Below are 18230 nucleotides of genomic sequence, written 5' to 3'. Positions count from 1 at the left end.
CGGTGTATCGGCGGGCGCTAGGCGCTGCTATCGCCTTCCAGGGCGGCAATCAGATCCTTGAGCGTCCTGACAAATTCCGCCCGGCGCTTTGGCCCGATGGCAGTGTCCAGCGCCTCAAGATGGCCGGCGGCCTTGGCCTGCATGCGCGCCTGCATGTCGATGCCGGCCTGTGTGGCCACGCACATATGCGTGCGGCGGTCGCGGCGCGACATGTGGCGCAGGATCAGGCCGTTGTCCTCCATCCAGCGCAGGGCGTTGGTGACGTTGGACTTGTCGCGCTGCGAGGCCTGCCCGATCTGGGTCTGCGTGATGCGCGGGTTCAGCACGATCAGCGTCAGGATGGTGAAATAGCCCGGCTTCAACGCCTCGTCGCCCAGACGGGTGCGGAAATCGTCATACGCGACCTCGTAGGCGACGCGCAGGTACATGCCGATGAAGTCCTGCAGGACGCCATGATCCAGCTTGTCGAACTCTGGCGGGCTCTGGTCATCATAGGACAGTATGCGCAGGCTTGGTTCCGGCATGATGCCCCCTATTGCGCCATCGTCGGCAGCACGGTGACGATCCAGGGCACCGCGATGATGATGGCGATCCGCACGATATCGGCCAGAACGAACGGCACGATCCCGCGATACACCGCCCCCATCGACAGATCGTCGATCACCGACTTGATCACGAACAGGTTCAGCCCCACGGGCGGCGTGATCAGCGACAGTTCGGTGACCATCACCGCAAAGATGCCGAACCAGACCGGATCGAACCCAAGTTCGGTGACGATGGGAAAGAAGATCGGGATCGTCAGCAGGATCATCGACAGGCTTTCCATGAACATGCCCAGCACAAGGTAGATCGCCAGGATCACGAAGATCACCGCCATCGGGCTCAGCCCAAGCTGGGTGATCAGATCCGACAGGGCCGACGGCAGGCCGACAAGGTTCATGAAATTGGAAAACACCAGCGCCCCGATCAGCACCAGAAACAGGCTGGCGGTGGTCGTCACCGTCTCGATCAGCGAGTCGATGAAGACCCGAAAGGTCATCGCCCGCCGCCACAGGGCAAAGGCCAGCGCGCCGGTGGCACCAACGCCGCCCGCCTCGGTCGGGGTGAACACGCCCTGATACAGCCCGCCGATGATGCCGATGAACAGCAGCAGGATCGGCCCGACGCTGCGCAGGTTGTGCAGGCGCTCGGCCCAGTCCTGCCGGGGGGCGGCAGGCGCGCAGGCCGGGTCGATCTGCGCGGCGATGCGGATGGCCACAAGATACAGGACGATGGCCAGGATGCCGGGCAGGATGCCCGCGATGAACAGCGATCCGATATCGGTGCCGGTGGCGATGCCATACAGCACCAGGATCACCGACGGCGGGATCAGGATGCCCAGCGTCCCGCCCGAGGCAACGGCCGCTGCGGCAAACCCGTCGGCATAGCCATAGCGGCGCATCTCGGGCACCGCGACCTTGGCCATCGTGGCCGCCGTGGCCAGCGATGAGCCGCTGAGCGCGGAAAACCCGCCGCAGGCCAGGATCGTCGCCGCTGCCAGCCCGCCGCGCAGATGCCCGACAAAGCCGTGGCACAGGCGATACAGATCCTCGGACATGCGTGCGCGGGTGACAAAGACACCCATCAGGATGAACATCGGCAGGACCGACAGTTCATAGGACATGGTGGCGTTGATCGGCAACTGCCCGATCATGCCCATCGCGGTGCGTTCCGAAATGGTGATCCAGATACCACCAAGGCCGATCAGCAGCATCGCCAGCGCGATCGGCATCCCGGTGATCATCAGGGCGAAGACGCCGCCAAAGCTGATCGCGGCAATTTCCCAGATTCCCATCAGAGCCGCCCTGCCCGCGCCTGTGCAGCCCGGTCAGACCGCAGCAATGCCTCGATTGCGCAGATGGCAAAGGCCAGCGCCGCCACCACCAGAAGCACCGACATGCCCTGCGCGACAAGCCCCTTTGGGACACGCAATTCCATTGTCACCTCGTTGTATCGCATCAATCGTTCGCCCTGCAGCCAGACGCGCCATGCGATGAATCCCATCAGCACAGCGCCCACCATCTGACCGGCAAACCGGGTCAGGCGTGACAAGAGCGGCGGAAACAGGTCCGACACGATCGACACGCTGATATTGCCGTTCTGACGCACCATGAAGGGCAGCGCAGTGAACACGATCAGGCCCATGCCGATCTCGATCATCTCGAACCCGCCCATGATCGGCTTGCGAAACAGATAGCGCATGACGACGCCGACGAATGTCACCGTCATCACGAAGGCGGCGATCAGGCCAGAGGCCCACGCCAGCGCAAGGCAAAACCGGTCGAAAAGGGACAGAAGGGTGCGCATCACGGCTCCTTGGCGGGGTGCGGCACCGCGTCTTGCGCGGTGCCACCCGGTGTTATTGCGCGACGTTCACGACCTTGTCGGCGCGGTAATGCTGAACCATGTCGCGGGCATAGGCCAGGATCGCCTCGCCGTCGAAACCCTTGTCCGACGCCTGTTCCAGCCATTCGGCCTCCAGTGGCGACAGGGTTTCGCGCGCGGCTGTCACGTCCTCTTCGGACAGCGACAGGAACTCGACCCCCTGCTCGTTCAGCTTGGTCTCGCCATAGGTGTCGCCGTTGGTCCAGGCAAACCCGGCCAGCAGGGCGATGGCCATACCCGAATGCTTGTCGACCGCAGCGCGCTGCTCATCTGTCAGGCCGTTCCAGCTGTCTTCGTTGAAGGCCACCCAGAAAGTGTCGGTATACAGGCCACCAGGGATGCGCGTGATCGAGGTGATGACAGGCGTGATCCCGAAGAAGTCGATGGATTCCGACGGAAAGGTAATCCCGTCGGCCACGCCGCGCGACATCGCAGTCTGGGCCTCGGTCGGGGGCAGCTGCACCGGCGATGCACCAAGTTCGGACATGATGCGCCCGGTCACGTTGCCGCCGACGCGGATGGTCTTGCCTTCAAGGTCCGACAGGGTTTCGACACGGCCACTGGCCATGTTGATGTTGGGGTTCGAGTGGGTGAACAACCCGACCACATGCGCGCCGTCATGCTCGCCATATTCAGCCCCGTACTTGGCATAGGTCTGCCAGGCTGCGGCCGACCCGGCCCAGGGATCGGGCGACATGAACGGCAGGTCCATCACCTGCGTCATGGTGAACCGCCCGGCATTGTGACCGCTGACGCCGTACCCAACGTCGAAGGCCTGATCCAGCAGCAGGTCGAACTGCGCCGGAGGCGGGCCGAGGGGCGAGGTCATGATTTCGAACTTCAGCGATCCGCCGGTTTCATCCTCGATGGCGGCGGCCCAGGGTTTCAGGATGCCCGCGACGATCAGGTGATGCGGCGGCAGCCAGCTTCCGACGCGCAGGGTCGTGGCATCCTGCGCCATGGCGGGCAGGCCGATCGCACCGATGGCGGTGGCCAGTATCAGGGACTTGACGTGTTTCATCATTCTCTCCGTGTTGGTTTCTTGTCGTTTCTTAAAATTTCGTCGGCGCGCTCAGCTTGAATATCTCCAGCGCGTCGGCCGTCTCGCCGCCCCGAACCGTCAGCAGCCTGAACTGTTCTGCGGCCAGCGAGGTGAACGGTACCGGCGATGTGCAGGACCGCGCAAGATCGCAAACGGAATCGAGATCCTTGAGCATCGTATAGACATGCCCAAGCGGCGGTTCATGCTGCGCATTGACCATGCGCGGCACGAAAAGCTGCAGGGGTTTGCTGTCGGCAAAGCCCCCTGCCAGCGCCTCGGGCAGGCGCGCGGCATCGACACCCGCGTTGGTGGCCAGCCTTGCCGCCTCGGCCAGAACGGCCATGGTGCAGCCGACGATCACCTGATTGCACAGCTTGGTCGTCTGGCCCGCGCCGACCGGCCCCATCAGGGTAAAACGCGCGGCCATCTGCATCACGCTGGGTTCCACTCGGTCAAAGCTGTCTTGCGACCCGCCCGCCATGATCGCCAGCGTGCCGGCCTCGGCCCCCGGCACGCCGCCCGACACGGGCGCATCGATCCACTCCATCCCGGTTTCGGCCTTCAGACGTTTGGCCATCTCGCGCGTGGCATCCGGCTGGATCGACGAGAAATCGACCAGCACGCTGCCCTTGCGCGCGCCAGACGCCACGCCGTTTTCGCCAAACACCGCCTCGTGCACGGCCTTGGTGTCGGTCAGGCACATGAACACGATGTCGGATTTCACGGCCACATCCGCCGGGCTGTCACCCAGCTTCGCGCCACGATCGACCAGCGGTTGCGCCTTGGCTGCGGTACGGTTCCAGACTGTGACGGTATTGCCCGCCTCGATCAGCCGTGTCGCCATCGGCGCGCCCATCAGGCCGGTGCCGATATAGCCCAGTGTCGGTTTCTCGGTCATGCACTGTCTTCCTTTGTCTTGCCACGGCGCGATTCCGGCCATTGGGCGTTGCCTGCATGGGTCACGGCACCTTCGTGCGCCTGGCCAACGGTGGCCGCGTATTTCGACAGCAGCCCGCCCTTGTGCCGGGTTTCGGGGGCGGACCATGCCGCGCGACGGCGGTCCATCTCGTCCTGCGCCACGTCCAGCGTGATCGTCGCGGCCCGGCCATCGATGGTGATGCGGTCGCCATCCTGCACCAGACCCAGCGGCCCGCCCGTCGCGGCCTCGGGGGCGGCGTGGCCGATGCACATGCCGCGCGTCGCACCCGAGAAACGCCCGTCGGTCAGCAAGGCCACCTTTTCACCCATGCCCTGCCCATAGATCAGCGCCGTCAGGCCCAGCATCTCGCGCATGCCCGGGCCGCCAACCGGCCCTTCGTTGCGCACGATCAGCACCTGACCTTCGGTGTAGTCGCGGGCGTGCACCGCCTCGACCGCGTCATCCTCGGATTCGAACACCCGCGCGATGCCGCTGAACACCAGTTCCTTCAGCCCGGCCACTTTCAGCAGCGCGCCATCCGGGCACAGGTTGCCCTTGAGCACGACAACCCCGCCCGAGGCCATAATCGCATCCGACACCGGGCGGATCACCTCGCCATCCGGTGCAGGGGCATCCGCCACCTCTTCGGCCAGGGTGCGGCCCGTGACGGTCAGGGTGTCGCCATGCATAAAGCCGTGGGCGATCAGTTCCTTGATCACCACATGGGCGCCACCGACCTCGTACACATCCTTGGCGTGGTATTTGCCGCCCGGGCGCAGATTGCCGATGAAGGGCGTGCGTTGCAGCACCTCGGCCACGTCGTCGGCGGTGAACTTGATGCCCGCCTCATGCGCGATGGCCGGGATGTGCAGCGCAGTGTTGGTGGACCCGCCGGTGGCGGCCACGATGGCGCAGGCGTTTTCCAGCGCCTTGCGCGTGACGATATCACGGGGCAGCGGCCCGCCGCGTTCCAGCATTTCCATCACCAGCGCGCCCGCCCGCTGGCCCACACCGCGCCGTTCCGAGTAGACGCCCGGGATCATCGCCGAGTTCGGCACGGTCAGCCCCAGCGCCTCGGACACCATCGCCATCGTGTTGGCGGTGAACTGCCCGGCGCAGGCCCCGATGGTGGGCTTGCAGGCCTCTTCCAGCTGGGTCAGCTCGTCCTCGGTCATCGTGCCGGCCTGCACCGCGCCCACGGCCTCATACGCGTCCAACACCGACACGTCGCGCCCCTGGAACCGCCCCGGCAGGGCCGAGCCGCCGTAGACAAAGACCGACGGCACGTTGCAGCGCACCATGCCCATGATCACGCCCGGCAGCGTCTTGTCGCAGCCGCCATAGCCCACCAGCCCGTCATAGGCGTGGCCGTGGATCACCGCCTCGATGCTGTCGGCGATGATCTCGCGGCTGACCAGGCTGAATTTCATACCCTCGTGGTTCATCCCCACCCCGTCCGAGACCGAGATGGTGGTGAACTCGCGCGGGGTGCCGCCGGCCATGGCGACGCCTTCCTTGGCGTATTCGACCTGATCGTAATGGGTCATGTTGCAGGGCGTCGTCTCGCCCTTCTGGCTGACGACGCCGATCATCGGCTTGGCAATCGCGGCATCGTCCAGCCCCATCGCCCGCATGAAGGCGCGGTGCGGCGTGCGGTCGATCCCGTCGGTGGTGATCCGCGAGCGCAGTTTCCTACCGGCGCGTTTCGTGTCAGGCTGATTTTCGTCGGACGGGCCGGACATGGCATTCCCTTCAGAGAAAGTTGCAATCAAGAATGTTTGTGCTTGAACAAAACACCCGAATCCCGTTTCCTGTCAACGAAATTTTCCCAAGGTAAACCAATGCGCCTGATCGCCAATATCTCGATGCTTTTCACTGAAACGCCTGTCGCTGACCGTGTCGCGGCGGCGCATGACGCCGGGTTTGACGGGGCGGAAATCCAGTTCCCCGAGCCCGGTGACATCCACCCGCTGCGCGCCGCGATCGCGGCCACCGGCCTGCCGATGGACCTGATCAACGTGCCTCGCGGCGTGGGCGACGAGGTCGGCATGGCCGCGCTGCCCGGGCGGCAGGATGACTTCCGCGCCGCCGTTGCCACCTGTGCGCAAAACGCCGCTGCGCTGTCGGTGCAGAAGGTCAACGTGCTGTCGGGCCGCCCGCTGCCCGGCGCGGACCGGGCCGAATGCCGCCGCACCCTGATTGCAAACCTGCGCCACACCGCCGACGTGATGGCGGATATCGGCGTGCGCGTGATGGTCGAGCCGGTCAATCCTGTGGATGTGCCCGGCTTCTTCCTGACGGATCTGCAATCGGCGCTGGATATTCTGGCCGAGGCCGATCATCCCAACCTGTTCGTGCAGTTCGACCTTTATCACATGGCGATCACCGAACCCGATCTTTGCGCGGCCATCGCGCAGGCCGGTCCGCGCATCGGCCATGTGCAATTCGCAGACACCAAGGGCCGGAACGAGCCGGGCAGTGGCGATATCGACTTTGCCGCCGCCTTTGATGCGCTGAAAAATACGGGATATGACGGGACGGTCTCGGCAGAATACCGCCCCGCAGAGGACACCGCCGCCGGGCTGGGCTGGATGGCGGATTTCAGAAAGATGATCGCATGACACAGGACGACGGAACCGCAAAACGCATCATTGAAGAGATACACGGGGCATGCACATTCGATGCACATCCCATGCCTACGCCACGGACATTGGACGCCGCCTATGCGTTGCAGGATCAGGTGGCCGGGCATCTGTCGCAGGACGCGGCATTCGGTGCGGTTGCGGGATGGAAGATCGCCGCGAACTCCAAGGCGCTGCTGGAGCGGTTCGGCATTGGCGAGCCTGCCAGCGGACGGGTATTTGCCGCGCTGCGTCGCGACAGCCCCGCCGAGTTGCGCGCCGCCGATTATCGCCAGTTCGCGCTGGAGCCCGAGATTGCCGCGGTGATGAAAACCACCCTGCCTGCGCAGGACGCGCCGTTCGTCGCGGCCACCGTTCAGGGCGCGATTGACCGCTTTGTGCCGGCGTTCGAACTGCTGGACATGCGCGATTGCGACATGAGCCAGATCCACCTGCCCGACATCGTCGCGCAGAACATCTCGAACGTGGGCGCAGTCCTTGGCGGGCCGGGCATCGCGCCCGATCAGCTGGACATATCCAAGGTGCGCACGACGTTGACCATCGACGGGGAAATCCGCCACGATGTGACGGGCGCCGCGCCGCAAAATCCGCTGGAGGCCGTGACTTGGCTGGCCAACCATCTGGCGGCGCGCGGCCTGACGCTGGAGGCCGGGCAGATCGTGCTGTGCGGCACCCACAGCCCGATCTGGTATCACGACGGCACGGGCGAGATTGTCATGGAAATGTCCGGTCTGGGCCGGGCGGTGTTGCGGTTGACCTGACTAGGACAGGCCGAGGATGGCGCGGGCCTCGGACGGGGTGGCGACCTCGCGACCGGCCTCGCGGGCGGTGCGCGCCAGTGCCTCGATCAGCGGGCCGTTCGATGTGACCTTTTCGCCGGACGGCAGGTAGAACGTGTCTTCCAGCCCGGTGCGCAGATGCCCCCCCATCTCGGCCGTGCGCCGGTGCAGGGGCCATATCTCGGCGCGCCCGATGGCCGTGACCTGCCAGCGCGAATCCTCCGGTGCCAGCCGCACGAGGATCGGCAGCAGATCGGCATCGGCGGGCATGCCCGAGGCCACACCCATCACAAAATTCAACTGCGCAGTGCCCGAGAACATGCCGCGGCGGCGATACATGTCCACGCAACGCACGATCCCGGTATCGAAACATTCAAACTCGGGCACGGTACCCGCGCGCGCCATCACGTCCAGAAAATCGCGCACCTTCTCCACCGGGTTGTCGAACATCATCGGCGGCCAGGCCCAATCGCCGTTGCTCCGCAGTTTCAGGTAATTCAGCGATCCGGCATTGCAGGCGGCGATCTCCGGCGCGGTTGCGGCGATGCAGTCCAGCGCAGGCTGATACGCGGGGCCGACAGTGCCTGTGGTATGGTTGATGATCACACCGGGGCAGGCATCGCGGATCGCCGCCTGCACCCGGCGCGACAAAGCCACATCCCACGACGGCAGATGTCCCTGATCAGGTTCCTGTCGGCGCAGATGGATATGCATGACCGATGCGCCCGCATCACAGGCGCGGCGCGCCTCGGCGGCCATGTCCTCGGGGGTTACCGGCACGTTGTGCTGGCGTGGGTCGGTCAGCACGCCGTTCAGCGCGCAGGTCAGGATGGCTTTGGTCATGGCAGCTCCGGCTGTTCGGTCTGGCGTTCGGTGCCCTGTGCCGGTCCATGCTGACCCTGAACCACGGGTCTGCGCAAGTCGGGCACGGCATTTGTGCGGGAACGGCACTTTTGACCGGAGGACGATTGCGTGCCAGACAAGGGCGACTGGCTCAGGTTTTCAGCCGCGGGGGGACAAGGCATGGCCCGGATCATAAGCTCGGTTTCTCCCGCATCAGAGGGGTTTCAGGCCAATCGCAAGGGCATGCTGGACCTGCTGGACAGGCTGGCCGAGATCGAGGGGCGCGCCCGCGCCGCCTCGGAAAAGTCCCGCGACAGGTTCGAGAAACGCCAGCAATTGCTGCCGCGTGACCGGGTGGCGCTGCTGCTGGATCCGGGGCGGGCATTCATCGAACTGTCCCGGCTGGCGGGCTACGGGATGGATACCGACGATCCCGAAAAATCCGTGCCGGGCGGCGGTGTGATCGCCGGGATCGGCCATGTCGCCGGCGTGCGCTGCATGATCTGCGCGTCGGATTCCGGCATCGCGGCAGGGGCGTTGCAGCCGATGGGGCTGGACAAGCAGTTGCGCGCGCAGGAAATCGCGCTGGAAAACCGGCTGCCCTATGTCCAGCTTGTCGAAAGCGCCGGTGCCAACCTGATGGAGTACCGGGTCGAGGATTTCGTGCGCGGCGGCAACCTGTTTCGCAACCTTGCGCGGCTGTCGGCGGCGGGGCTGCCGGTGGTGACGGTGACGCATGGCAGCTCGACCGCCGGAGGGGCCTATCAGACCGGGCTGAGCGATCACATCATCATGGTGCGCGGGCGCACGCGGGCGTTTCTGGCCGGTCCGCCGCTGTTGAAGGCGGCAACCGGCGAGATCGCGACCGAAGAGGAACTGGGCGGGGCCGAGATGCACACCGGCGTCTCGGGTCTGGGCGACTATCTGGCCGAGGATGACCGCGAGGCGCTGGGGCTGGCCCGGTCGATCCTTGGAGGCATCGACTGGGACGATGGTCAGGAACCACGGGACTACGCCGACCCCGCGTATGACCGCGACGATCTTCTGGGGCTGATGCCGATGGACCACCGCCAGCCGGTAGACATGAAAGAGGTGATCGCCCGCATCGTCGACGGGTCGGAATTTGTGGAATTCGGCGCGCGCTATGGCAGCGGCACGGTCTGCGGCACCGCGACGATCGCGGGCTGGCCCATCGGGATCATCACCAACAACGGTCCGATCGACCCCGATGGCGCCGCCAAGGCCAGGCATTTCATTCAGGCCTGTTGCCAGGCGGGCACGCCGCTTTTGTATCTCAACAACACCACCGGGTTCATGGTCGGGCGCAGCTATGAAGAGGCGGGCGCGATCAAGCACGGGTCAAAGATGATCCAGGCCGTGACAACCGCGACGGTGCCGCAATTCACCATCTATTGCGGGGCGTCCTTTGGTGCGGGCAATTACGGCATGTGCGGGCGCGGGTTTCATCCGCGGTTCTGCTTTTCCTGGCCCAATGCCCGCACCGCCGTGATGGGCGGTGAACAGGCCGCCGGAACGATGGCGGTGGTGCAGGAAATGCGCGCCGAGCGGCTGGGCCAGCCGGTGGACCGGCCAAGGCTGGACGCGCTGAAGGCACGGATCATCAACAATTTCGACCGGCAGATGGATGCGACATATACCTCGGCACGGTTGCTGGATGACGGCGTGATCGACCCGCGCGACACCCGCGACCTGATATTGGAGCTGATGCAGATGGCGCGCGCGGGTGATGCCCGCAAGCCGCGCGAGATCCAGTTCGCCGTTGCCCGTCCCTGATCCTCGCAAGGCACGCAGATGACCCATCCCACACCATTCCGCAAACTGCTGGTCGCCAACCGGGGCGAGATCGCGGTGCGCATCATGCGCACGGCCCGCGCCATGGGATTTGGCACGGTGGCCGTCTATTCCGACGCGGATACCGACGCCGCGCATGTGCGCATGGCCGATCAGGCGGTGTGCATCGGCGGGGCGGCCCCGGCGCAGTCATACCTGCGGGTGGATGCGATCATTGAGGCTGCGAGAAAGACCGGGGCCGATGCGATCCATCCCGGTTACGGGTTCCTGGCCGAGAACCCGGCACTGCCGCTGGCCTGCGAGGCGGCGGGCATCGTCTTTGTCGGACCGGGGGCGGAGGCCATCCGGCAGATGGGTGACAAGGCCAGTGCCAAGGCCCTGATGGACAAGGCCGGGGTGCCCTGCGTTCCGGGCTATCAGGGCGGGGATCAAGGCACGGATGCGCTGCTGGCGCAGGCGCAACGCATCGGGTTTCCGGTGATGATCAAGGCCACGGCGGGCGGTGGCGGGCGCGGGATGCGGCTGGTCAGCGACGAAAGCCACTTTGCCGGTCAACTCGCCTCGGCGCAATCCGAGGCCAGAAGCGCCTTTGGCGATGACACCTTGCTGCTGGAAAAGGCCATCACCGCCCCGCGCCATGTCGAGATCCAGATCATGGCCGACCGCCATGGCAACGTGATCCACCTGGGCGAGCGCGATTGCTCGGTCCAGCGGCGGCACCAGAAGGTGATCGAGGAAGCGCCCTCACCCGCCGTCAGCCCCGGCTTGCGCGCGGCGATGGGCCAAGCCTCGATCGAGGCCGCGCGGGCCATCGGCTATGTCGGGGCGGGCACGTTCGAATACCTGCTGGATGCGGAGGGCAATTTCTTCTTCATGGAGATGAACACGCGGCTTCAGGTGGAACACCCGGTGACCGAGGCGATCACCGGGCTGGACCTGGTCGAATTGCAGCTTCGGATCGCAGCGGGCGAGCCGCTGCCGATGACGCAGGACGATGTGACCTTCACCGGCCACGCGATCGAGGTGCGCCTGTGCGCCGAGGATGCAAATGCGGGTTTCATGCCGCAAAGCGGGACACTGGCGCTGTGGAAACCGGCGCCGTTCCTGCGGGTGGATCACGCGCTGCGCAGCGGATCGAGGGTGCCGCCGCAATACGATTCGATGATCGCCAAGCTGATTGCGCATGGCACATCGCGCGAGGACGCGCGGCGCAAGCTGCTGGCGGGGCTGGAGCAGACGGTGGCCATCGGGCTGCGGACGAACAGGGATTTCCTTGCCGATTGCCTGGCGCACCCTGTGTTTGCGGCGGGGGCTGCGACGACGGGGTTCATCGGCGATCATGGCGATGACCTGCTGGGCGGGGATGCAGGCGCGCAGGCCCGCGCGGCGATGATTGCGGCGGCCATGCTGCGCGCCGGTCCGGGCATACGGCTGGTGCACGGGTTTCCGACGCCCATGCGCCTGTCGCGCGGCGAAACCGATTATCACCCCGTTGTTCGGGCGCTGCCGGACGGGCTGTGCCATGTCTCCATGCCCGGGCACGAACCCGTGGATCTGCGTGTCGTCGATGTGCAGGGGCCAAGGGTGACGCTGGACCTGAACGGGGCCTTGCAGCCGGCGATCCTGCTCCGCGACGGGGACGATGTGACGATCCAGATCGACGGGCGGTGCCATGATTTTCGCGACCTCAGCTTTGCCCCGGTCGTCACGGCCGTCGCCGGGGGCGATGGCAGGGTGCGCGCCACGATGAACGGCACCGTGATGGCAGTTGACGTGGCGGTCGGCGATGCCGTCACCGCCGGTCAGCGGCTGCTGGTCATCGAGGCGATGAAGATGGAGCACGCCCACGCCAGCCCCCTGTCCGGCTCGGTGACCGCCGTGAACGTGGAAAGGGGCATGCAGGTCAGCGCCCGTGCCGTGCTGGTCGAGATCGAGGGCGGTTGATCCGGCAAGCGGTCTGGCCGGATCAGATGACCTCGACCGTGGCAAGGCGGGTGATGGCGTCGCCGCCGATCTCTTCCCGGCCTGCGGCCCAAGTCCTGCGCGCCAGATCGGCGGTGCGGGTCAGCACCTCGTCGGGCGGTCGTTGAATGCCGGCGGGCCGCAGCCTGTCCTCGTGAAACAGGTACAGACGCGAGGCGAAGAGTTCGAAGGGCAGTGATCCCTCGCCCGGACGCTCGCCCGATCCATGGGTCGAGACGACGACGCCATCGCCCCAGTCCTGCCCGGAATCGTTGTTGGGGTTGTAGAAATAGACCCGCATGTCGTCTTCCTGATCGGGGGCGACGCGCAGGATGGTGATCGCGTGCCAGCCGACAAAGCGCCCGGTTGCGTCCGTTGCGGCAATCCCGGCGGGCTGGGGATGGGTGACAGGCTCGCCACCGTTGAACCTTGGGTGATAGGCGGTGTGGAACCGGGCGATGAAATCCTCGATCCCGGCCAGCGCCCCGGTGGGCACGTCGACTGCGACCGCGCAGTTGCGGCCAACCCACCAGCCATGAAACTCGGGGTTGATCCAGATATGGGGGTCGTTGTTGCGGTCGGCGCACAGGCGGCCCATCTCGGCATAGATCCGGTCAAGATGCGGCACCAGCACGACCGACACCGGGTCGGCATCCAGCGGCGCACCGGTCGCCAGCCCCGCCGGAAGGGCGGCGGAATCAATGGCCCGGCCTTCGAAATGCATTGCCACGGACTCGGCCCGCGCGGCCTGTGCCACCAGATGCAGCAGATAGTCGGGATCGTTCTGCGCCCACATCGCGATGGCGCGCGCGGACTGACAGGTGGGATTGGCCCCCTGCCCCACGCCCAAGGGCTGACCCAGCACCTGGATGCATCCGGCCAGCAAAAGATCGGCGGGCGGTGCCACGTAAAGACCGGCCATCGACAACCGCTCGGCCACAGCCGGGCACGGCTGCAGCGCAAGCTGGCGGCGCAGGGCGGGTGCGATGGGCGGGTGATGCAGGATGCCGCGATCCAGCAGCAGTGACAGGCCATACAGCGCCTGCGCGGTTTCGGGGCGCACGGCGCGGCGGATCATGTCGATCACCAGCCCGCGATGACAGCGCCAGCAGTCTCGCCCGGTGTTGCCAAGACCCAGAACCTCGGGGGCCAGCCCGTCATGGTCGGTATCCAGCACCCAAAGCAGGAACGCGGCGTGATAGTCTGACACCAGCCCGGTGTCGTGCATCGCCCTGGCCAGCCCCTGCGCTTCGTGGCGCAGGTCGCTTTCATCCATTCTGGCCAGCCGCTCGCGATAGGCGTCCAGACCAGGATCATCCATGCAGGCGGTGGTCGGGCCAAACAGCGCCGACACCAGACGGTCGGCCCCAAGCCGCCGGTCGCCCAGATCGCCGCCGCGTTCGGACAGGGTGATGGCGATCTGCGCGATCATGTCTTTCACATGCGCGACCTGAATCGAGCGCTGGCGCAGGATGCGCCATATCTCTTCGACCAGTTCGCCGGTCACATCCTGAAAGCCGACATGCTCGACCAGATAGCGAAACAGCACGTCGACCATGGCCTGGCGGTCGCTGTTGGCGCGCGCGGCCTCGTCCGTGGCCCCAAAGAACCGCCGCATGTTGAGCGCAAGAACCTGCGTCAGGAAGCGTCGGGCGGCAGCGGCATGGATCGTCGGATGCTCTGCCTCGCCCTTGGCGATGGCCAGCAGGCGCAGCAGGCTGGTGGCCTCGGCGGCGACGGCATGGGGCGCGCCATGTTCCAGCGTGCCCGAGACCAGACCGGGCAGCAGGTTGGCCGGTGCATCCCAGTCGGACCCGGAAAAGATGCCTGCCGCGTCCATCCGCGGGGCAAGCCCGCGCAACCGGGCCACCCCGCCGGCGACGGCCAGCAGACGGCTTGCCACGTCCAGAACCTGTGTCTGGTGACGCGGCTTGGCAAAGGGGCGGGCCTGTTCGAGCCGCGACAGCGGACCCTCGAGGGTGGCGACGAGGCGCGCGGCCTCGTCCCCGGTGTCGGCGCCGGTCATGGGCGGTGGTCTCCGTGGGGGTTACACATAAAAATCAAGATCCTCTTGCGCCCTGAGAAGATCACGCAGCTTGTGCGGATCTTCACCGAAGAAATACACCAGCCCCCAATGCGTGCCAAAGGCCGTGCGCTTGGTTACCTTCTGTTCCATGGGCTGGGCAAGCTCGTGAAACTCGAAATACGGATGTTTCGCGGTTTCTTCGGGCACTTCCAGCCGCTCGACAACGCGGCGGCGGGGATAGGCCCCGAAACACCCGGCGTAGCCCTTGGCGTCTTCCAGCGGCGTCGGGAAGAAGGCATCAAGCTCTTCCTGCGTGGTCTTGGGGTCGAAGGCCAGAACGATGCCCTGATAGCCGTTGAAGCCATAGGCGCGTTCGATCAGCTCCAGCGCGTTGAAGCCGGGCGGACGATAGGCCACCTCGCCAAAGTACATCGTGCCGTCATTGGTCACGAAGTACTCCGGGTGGATGAAGCCGAAGTCGATTTCGAAGGCTTCGATCAGCTTGTTGATCTGCTCCTCGATCTTGGGGCGCCAGGATTCAAGCTCGGGCGTGGCGGGCACGAAGACCGAATAGCCCAGCGTCACGTATTCCGAGATGTTCAGGAACTGGATCTTGCCATCCTTGATCCATGCCTCGACCGCGAATTCCCAACCGTCCAGATGGCTTTCCAGCAGCGCGGGAAACTCGTCATTCGAAATGGAATCGACATCCTCGACCGTGCGGATGGTGCGGTGCCCAAGGCAGCCGGCCTTGTCGAACGCCTTGAAATGGATCGGGTCGTTCACGTCGCCGTCCAGCTTGAGCAGCGTCTGGTTCACACGCTTCAGAAACCGAATTACATCGGCGTGGTTGTCGGCCTCTTCAAAGATGCCGACGCGGATGCCGGCCAATTGCGCGCGGCGCTTCATCAGCGACTTGTCGCGAAACAGCATCGACTGGCCCAGCAGGCGCGGGTTGTCCAGCAGCACCGAATTGATCGCCCCGGCCCATTCCACCGTCTCTTCATACAGAGGGATCGCCACGTCGCAGCCCTCGTCCTTGAGGATCTGCGCAATCTCGTGCGAACGTTCGTTCAGCCGGTCGAAATCCCAAGCGATAAAGGGGATATCGTTCGCCTTGGCATATTCCTCGGCCCAGGTGGGCGCAACGATCACGTAGCGCCGGTCGAATCGGTCGATGGCGTCGATCGCGTTCAGCGACCAGCCAAGGATCGCTACGTAACCCTTGTCGGGGTTTTTCTCTGTCATGGTAAGCCTCTCGGAAATCTGGATCAGGGTGACGCAATAAACCACCACCCCGGTCGGGCCGGGATGCCGGTTCAAACCGGAGCAAGCCGGCCGCACTGGGGCAAAGGCGTCATGTCATACACAAGGTACTTAGCATATCTAAGTATAATTGCAAACTCGGCGCGTGGCTGATGTCGCAGGGACAGCCAGCGCCATGCCGATGGATCGGCATGTCCCTTGCGATGGTTGCAATCAGGCCGAGGTCAATCCGCCAGATGGGCCTGCGTGCCGACGACCGAGGCATAGCTGCCGTTCAGCGCGCCCATGATGGTGGCATGGACCATCTCGGCCGGCACATCGACACCGGCGAAAGACGTGGCCCTGGCACCGCAGGCATCCTGGACCACGGTGACGGCAAAGCCCATGTCGGCCGCTGCGCGCGCTGTGGCGTCGATGCACATCTGCGACATGGCCCCGCAGATCGTGACCGATCCGATGCCTGCGTCGCGCAACAGCGTCTCAAGCCCGGTGTCGCGAAAGCTGTTGGGCTTGTGTTTCAGCACCTGCGCCTCGCCCTCTTGAGGGGCGACGACCGGGCTTATCGCGGCACCGGGAGTGCCTGCGACAAAGAACGGGCCGCCCTCGGGCATCTCGTGATGCACATGAACGACCATGTCGCCCTTGTCGCGCGCGGCGGCCAGCAGCAGGGCGGCGTTTTCTGCCGCCTCGGCCATGCGGGCGACGGGCCATTTGCCACCTTCGAAGTAATCGTTCTGGATATCGACAAGGATCAGCGCGTTTTTCATCTGGTGTCCATTCTGGTTTGGGGCGGTTGGCCCAGCTTACATAGTGTGCGGCCATCAGTACCCAAGCGCCAGACCGTCCTTGCGCGGGTCCGAGCCGCCGGTCAGCGTGCCCTTGTCCCAGTCGATCCAGATCGCCTGCGCACCGCCATGGGGGGCGTCGGCGGCAATCACCTTGTGACCCCTGGCCTTAAGCCCCTGAACCGTCTGTTCGGGCACGCCGGTTTCCGCGACCACCGCGCCCTTTTCGTGGAACACGCGCGGGCAGTCGATGGCCTCCTGAATATCCATGCCATGATCCAGCAGGTTGGTCAGAACGTGCACATGGCCGAATGGCTGGTAATCGCCGCCCATCACGCCGAAGGGCATCAGCGCCTTGCCTGCGCCTGTCACCATCCCGGGCATGATCGTGTGCAGCGGGCGCTTGCCCGGCGCGATCGCGTTGGGATGATCGGGGTCAAGCTTGAAGCTGTGGCCGCGGTTCTGCAGCACGACACCGGATTTCGGCGCGGTCACGGCGCTGCCGAAGGCATAGTAGGTCGAGTTGATGAAGCTGACCGCGTTGCGGTCGCTGTCGACGATCGAGATATAGACCGTGTCGGACATCGCCAGATCGGCATCGGGCAGGTGATCCATCGCGCGGGTCGGGTCCATCTCGGCGGCCAGCCGGTCGGTGAAGGCGTTCGACAGCAATTCCTCGACCACCCCGGCCGAAGCTGCGGGATCGGCCATGCGCGTGTTGCGCTGATGAAAGGCCAGCCGGCCGGCCTCGACCTCAAGGTGCAGCTTGTCGACGCCCATCGGATCAAGCCCGGTCAGATCGTGTCGGGCCATCAGGTTGAACATCACCAGCGCGGTCAGGCCCTGATTGTTGGGCGGTACCTGATGCACGCGCACGCCCCGGTAATCGGCGGCGATGGGGGTGACATAGTCGCCCTTGGTATCGGCGAAATCCTGCATCGTATGGACGCCGCCCAGCTCCTGCAGGCGGGCCACCATATCTTCGGCCACAGGCCCCTCGTAGAATCCGGCACGGCCATTTTTGGCAATTGTGCGCAGGGTTTCGGCCAGTTCCGGCTGCCTGTGCAGATCCCCGGCGCTTGGGGCCTGACCGCCGGGCAGAAAGATGCGGGCCGAATGCGGATCGGCGGCCAGCGCATCCTGAGTGGCCTTCCAGTCAAAGGCGACGCGGTCGTGGACGACGTAGCCGTGTTCGGCATAATGGATGGCGGGGGCCAGCACCGCGGCCATGTCCAGGCGACCGTGATCGGCCAGAAGCTGGCACCAACCGTCGATGGCTCCGGGCACCGTGACCGCATGGGGGCCGTGCCTTGGCACCTCGGTCAGGCCCTTGGCGCGGTAGGCGTCGATCGTCGCCCCCTGCGGCGCGCGCCCCGATCCGTTGAAGGCAATCACTTCGTCGCTGCCGTTCGGGCAATAGAGCGCAAAGCAGTCGCCGCCGATGCCGGTGGATTGCGGCTCGACCACGGCCTGCACCGCCGCGGCACAGATGGCGGCATCCATGGCGTTGCCGCCTGCGCGCAGGATGTCCAGCGCGGCAAGCGTGGACAGCGGGTGCGACGTGGCGGCCATCGCATCGGTGGACCGTGCGGGCGAGCGGCCTGGGGATTGAAAATCGCGCATTGTGCGGCTCCGTCTTTTGGCAGGATTCTGCGGTACTTGGGGGATGAAGGGGCCGAAACCCCTTCATGTCTGCGATACGCGCGCCCGGTCACAGGGCGCGCGTCGTC

Annotated in this window: 15 protein-coding genes; 4 read left to right on the top strand and 11 right to left on the bottom strand. The window is 65.4% G+C overall.

Going from position 1 to position 18230, the window contains the following annotated elements:
• Positions 1-17: 17 nt before the first annotated feature.
• From ACFTOW_RS12330 to ilvD, 6 genes are read right to left on the bottom strand one after another with little or no spacing between them, the layout of a single operon-like run.
• Positions 18-524 (bottom strand): MarR family winged helix-turn-helix transcriptional regulator, encoded by a 507-nt coding sequence (locus tag ACFTOW_RS12330; RefSeq protein ID WP_379916113.1) that lies wholly within the window; start codon positions 522-524, stop codon positions 18-20.
• A gap of 8 nt (positions 525-532) precedes the next feature.
• Entirely contained in the window at positions 533-1834 is a 1302-nt protein-coding gene (locus ACFTOW_RS12325) for a TRAP transporter large permease (RefSeq protein WP_379916111.1), read from the bottom strand.
• Entirely contained in the window at positions 1834-2346 is a 513-nt protein-coding gene (locus ACFTOW_RS12320) for a TRAP transporter small permease (protein ID WP_379916109.1), read from the bottom strand. Before ACFTOW_RS12320 ends, ACFTOW_RS12325 begins: the two co-directional genes overlap by 1 nt.
• A gap of 52 nt (positions 2347-2398) precedes the next feature.
• Positions 2399-3445 carry a TRAP transporter substrate-binding protein gene (locus tag ACFTOW_RS12315; RefSeq protein ID WP_379916107.1) on the bottom strand — a complete coding sequence of 349 codons (1047 nt, stop codon included), beginning with the start codon at positions 3443-3445 and terminating at the stop codon, positions 2399-2401.
• Between the two features lie 31 nt (positions 3446-3476).
• Positions 3477-4364 carry an NAD(P)-dependent oxidoreductase gene (locus ACFTOW_RS12310; RefSeq protein WP_379916105.1) on the bottom strand — a complete coding sequence of 296 codons (888 nt, stop codon included), beginning with the start codon at positions 4362-4364 and terminating at the stop codon, positions 3477-3479.
• A complete protein-coding gene (ilvD, locus tag ACFTOW_RS12305) occupies positions 4361-6127 on the bottom strand; it encodes a dihydroxy-acid dehydratase (RefSeq protein WP_379916103.1) in 1767 nt (588 codons plus the stop codon). Before ilvD ends, ACFTOW_RS12310 begins: the two co-directional genes overlap by 4 nt.
• 99 nt (positions 6128-6226) lie before the next feature.
• Between ilvD and ACFTOW_RS12300 the strand changes: the two genes are divergently transcribed.
• On the top strand, positions 6227-7006 hold the full coding sequence (locus ACFTOW_RS12300; RefSeq protein ID WP_379916101.1) for a hydroxypyruvate isomerase family protein: 780 nt from the start codon (positions 6227-6229) through the stop codon (positions 7004-7006).
• 71 nt (positions 7007-7077) lie between these two features.
• Positions 7078-7788, top strand: a complete 711-nt coding sequence (locus ACFTOW_RS12295) for a 2-keto-4-pentenoate hydratase (protein WP_379916099.1) — start codon at positions 7078-7080, stop codon at positions 7786-7788.
• Here ACFTOW_RS12295 and ACFTOW_RS12290 read toward each other — a convergent pair whose 3' ends face one another.
• The gene (locus ACFTOW_RS12290) at positions 7789-8649 is read right to left on the bottom strand and encodes a beta-keto acid cleavage family enzyme (protein WP_379916097.1); all 861 of its coding nucleotides are present in this window, start codon (positions 8647-8649) and stop codon (positions 7789-7791) included.
• Between the two features lie 180 nt (positions 8650-8829).
• On the opposite strand from ACFTOW_RS12290, the gene ACFTOW_RS12285 reads away from it, so the two are divergent.
• Both ACFTOW_RS12285 and ACFTOW_RS12280 read left to right on the top strand, forming a co-directional pair.
• Positions 8830-10443 carry an acyl-CoA carboxylase subunit beta gene (locus ACFTOW_RS12285; protein ID WP_379916095.1) on the top strand — a complete coding sequence of 538 codons (1614 nt, stop codon included), beginning with the start codon at positions 8830-8832 and terminating at the stop codon, positions 10441-10443.
• Between the two features lie 18 nt (positions 10444-10461).
• Positions 10462-12405 carry an acetyl/propionyl/methylcrotonyl-CoA carboxylase subunit alpha gene (locus ACFTOW_RS12280; RefSeq protein WP_379916093.1) on the top strand — a complete coding sequence of 648 codons (1944 nt, stop codon included), beginning with the start codon at positions 10462-10464 and terminating at the stop codon, positions 12403-12405.
• Between the two features lie 22 nt (positions 12406-12427).
• On the opposite strand, the gene ACFTOW_RS12275 is transcribed toward ACFTOW_RS12280, so the two are convergent.
• The 4 genes from ACFTOW_RS12275 to ggt form a co-directional block, all read right to left on the bottom strand.
• Positions 12428-14449, bottom strand: a complete 2022-nt coding sequence (locus tag ACFTOW_RS12275; RefSeq protein ID WP_379916091.1) for a hypothetical protein — start codon at positions 14447-14449, stop codon at positions 12428-12430.
• A 21-nt stretch (positions 14450-14470) separates the two neighbouring features.
• Positions 14471-15697, bottom strand: a complete 1227-nt coding sequence (locus ACFTOW_RS12270) for an ATP-grasp domain-containing protein (protein WP_379916089.1) — start codon at positions 15695-15697, stop codon at positions 14471-14473.
• A 242-nt stretch (positions 15698-15939) separates the two neighbouring features.
• Positions 15940-16482, bottom strand: coding sequence for a cysteine hydrolase family protein (locus ACFTOW_RS12265; RefSeq protein WP_379916087.1), 543 nt, complete (start codon positions 16480-16482; stop codon positions 15940-15942).
• 54 nt (positions 16483-16536) lie between these two features.
• The gene (ggt, locus tag ACFTOW_RS12260; RefSeq protein WP_379916085.1) at positions 16537-18123 is read right to left on the bottom strand and encodes a gamma-glutamyltransferase; all 1587 of its coding nucleotides are present in this window, start codon (positions 18121-18123) and stop codon (positions 16537-16539) included.
• Between the last annotated feature and the right edge of the window lie 107 nt (positions 18124-18230).

Source organism: Lacimonas salitolerans (assembly GCF_042677865.1).
Classification (GTDB): domain Bacteria; phylum Pseudomonadota; class Alphaproteobacteria; order Rhodobacterales; family Rhodobacteraceae; genus Lutimaribacter; species Lutimaribacter salitolerans.
The sequence above is the reverse complement of the archived record's forward strand: the minus strand, read 5'-3'. Positions and strand labels throughout refer to the sequence as shown.